This window comes from Methylocaldum sp. (assembly GCF_035627495.1).
In the GTDB taxonomy this organism is placed as follows: Bacteria; Pseudomonadota; Gammaproteobacteria; order Methylococcales; family Methylococcaceae; genus Methylocaldum.
In genome coordinates this window covers 1-2,408 of sequence record NZ_DASPLO010000047.1, presented here as the reverse complement: position 1 = coordinate 2,408, position 2,408 = coordinate 1, and the positions used below count along the sequence as shown (strand labels likewise).

Genomic DNA, 2,408 nt, shown 5'->3' with positions numbered 1-2,408 from the left:
CGTCAACGTATAGTTGATCTGGGTCACCAGCAAGTATTGGCAGTAATCCAGACGTGTGATGGGCTTCTTTTCCATCCCGCTCTGACGCGCTCCGCTCCAACAAGTGCCCTCCCAATCCCAGTTTTTGCGTAAGTCCTATTTATTTTATTTTGACATCAAAGTAGACATGACCGAATTTACTGCATCATTGAGGCCTATCCTCTTCGGCGAGCTGCTGCTTGATCACTTTCCAGACGGCTCGGTTGTGCTGGGTGGAGCCCCATTGAACGTGGCCTGCCACCTCCGGGGATTGGGCATACAACCACTGCTGGTAAGCCGGATTGGCGACGACGAAGAGGGACGGCTCGTTCGAGAGGCGCTCCAATTCTGGGATTTGGACGAACAAGGCGTGCAAACCGACCCCGAACGCATCACGGGGGCCGTGCAAGTACAGCTCGAAAGAGGTGAACCGGTATTCCGCATCGAACCCGACCGGGCTTACGACTTCATCGAAGCGCACGACGTCCCTCAATTCCCGATGGGAGGCGCCATCCTGTACCACGGAACCTTGGCCGTGAGAAATCCGGTTTCACGCCAGGCGCTGGATTACCTCATCAAACGTCATCGCCCCCCGGTATTTCTCGATGTCAACCTGCGCTCGCCCTGGTGGCAGGCCGAGGAATTGCGGACGCTGCTGGAACGGGCGAACTGGATCAAACTGAACGCGCAGGAATTGGACGTGGTAGCGGATATCTACCGCTTGCCCGGCAAGCTTCCCGAAGAGCGGGCCGAAGCGTTGCGAGCCCTTTGCCGCGCCGAATACATCGTGGTGACCCAGGGCGAATCAGGGGCTTTCGCCGTCTGTGCCGCTGGAGACGTTGCTCGGGTGCGCGCCGACGCATCGGTAACCGTCGTGGATACCGTCGGGGCGGGGGACGCCTTCAGCGCCGCGCTGCTACTCGGCCTGATTTGGCGCTGGCCTTTGCAGGACACCCTGGAGCGGGCTCGAGATCTGGCCGGTTTCATTTGCGGTGTACGGGGCGCCGTCAAACGCGACTTTGGTTTTTATCGAAGGCTACGCGAGTCATGGAGGATATAATGACGGGACATCGGCTCGGAGAGGACCAGAGGCGCTCAGGCGCGCGGCCGAGTTCGCAACGACCGTCCCCGCCTTCCGGCGGCATGTCAGCTGCCCGGAACGCAGGGATGCCCTAACCTACTTGCAGGTGGTCCGCAGCCTGCAATTTCACCGACTAGCAGGAGCAACAACGTGAGCCAGGCTCAACCACCCACCGGCGCACCAATGGAAATTCACGAGCAGGTGCTGGTGGAGCTCAGACGCATCGTGCAGGCGCTCGATTTACAGTCCAAGCAGTTGCAGAAGGCGGGCTTGACCGGCTCGCAACTGCTGGTGCTCCGCGCCTTGGAAAAACGGGAGGCATTGACGGCCTACCAACTCAGCCGAGCCGTCAGCCTCAGCCAGGGAACCATCACTTCGATCCTGGACCGCCTCGAACTGAAGGGCCTAATCCGGCGCGCGCGCAGCCCGGAAGACAAGCGGCGCCTGACCATCACCCTCGCCGCCGCCGGCCGGGATGCCCTCCAGCACGCCCCCTCGCTGCTGCACGTCAACTTTCTGGCGGCGTTCCGGCAGTTGGCCGACTGGGAGCAGACCCTGATCCTGTCCAGCTTGCAGCGGGTGGCCGGCATGATGGACGTGTCGGCAAACAAGGCCAAGCCGCTGCAGGATCCGGACGGCATCAAAGAAGAACTGGGATTTCTTGCGGAAAACAGCGGCGAGATCGGGTGCTGAACCGCAACGCTCCCCGCCGGATTCGCTCCCGCCCCGGCCTCTCCGACCGGGCTCAGGACAGCTCTCCCCCAATCCCAAGGAGGGAAAAGATGCTCTTTAACAACCCGGATTTTGCGTTTTCAAAGCGGCGATTCGCCGGTAGAATTTCGACCGGTGTTTTTTGCCAGTTCTAACAATGAGTTAGAAATGGTTGTTCCCCACGCCTGTGGGGATGAACCGTGGGATTGTGAACGGAAGATTTATTATCTGAACTGTTCCCCACGCCTGTGGGGATGAACCGTTGCGCTTGGATGAGCGATGAGCCGGAGGCAGCTGTTCCCCACGCCTGTGGGGATGAACCAGTCATGGGCGAGGAATCGCTCTTGTCCCGTACCTGTTCCCCACGCCTGTGGGGATGAACCGGGTTAATGCGCTCCCGCTGGAGGGAATACCCGCTGTTCCCCACGCCTGTGGGGATGAACCGATGGTTGGCACTCTAGAGCATTTTCACGTCGGCTATACGGCATAACCGGCGTTCCGGAAGTAGTTCGTGCATTCGGCCGGAGTCAGCTGATTCAACAGTTCGCCGATGGCGTCCCCAATCGCCTCGACGGTGCGTTGCCCAGCCTTGCGGAGC

Annotated in this window: 2 protein-coding genes and 1 CRISPR repeat array; both genes read left to right on the top strand. The window is 60.2% G+C overall.

Going from position 1 to position 2,408, the window contains the following annotated elements; genetic code table 11:
* The first annotated feature begins 166 nt into the window (after nt 1–166).
* The gene (locus VEB01_RS04000) at nt 167–1,078 is read left to right on the top strand and encodes a PfkB family carbohydrate kinase (protein ID WP_324873041.1); all 912 of its coding nucleotides are present in this window, start codon (nt 167–169) and stop codon (nt 1,076–1,078) included.
* Between the two features lie 171 nt (nt 1,079–1,249).
* Entirely contained in the window at nt 1,250–1,792 is a 543-nt protein-coding gene (locus VEB01_RS03995) for a MarR family winged helix-turn-helix transcriptional regulator (RefSeq protein ID WP_324873039.1), read from the top strand.
* Between the two features lie 190 nt (nt 1,793–1,982).
* Nucleotides 1,983–2,254: direct repeats of the CRISPR family, unit length 28 nt; unit sequence CTGTTCCCCACGCCTGTGGGGATGAACC.
* Between the last annotated feature and the right edge of the window lie 154 nt (nt 2,255–2,408).

Excerpts from the sequence above, each read along its gene's own strand:
- VEB01_RS04000 (WP_324873041.1), top strand. The coding sequence starts at position 167 with ATGACCGAATTTACTGCATCATTGAGGCCTATCCTCTTCGGCGAGCTG.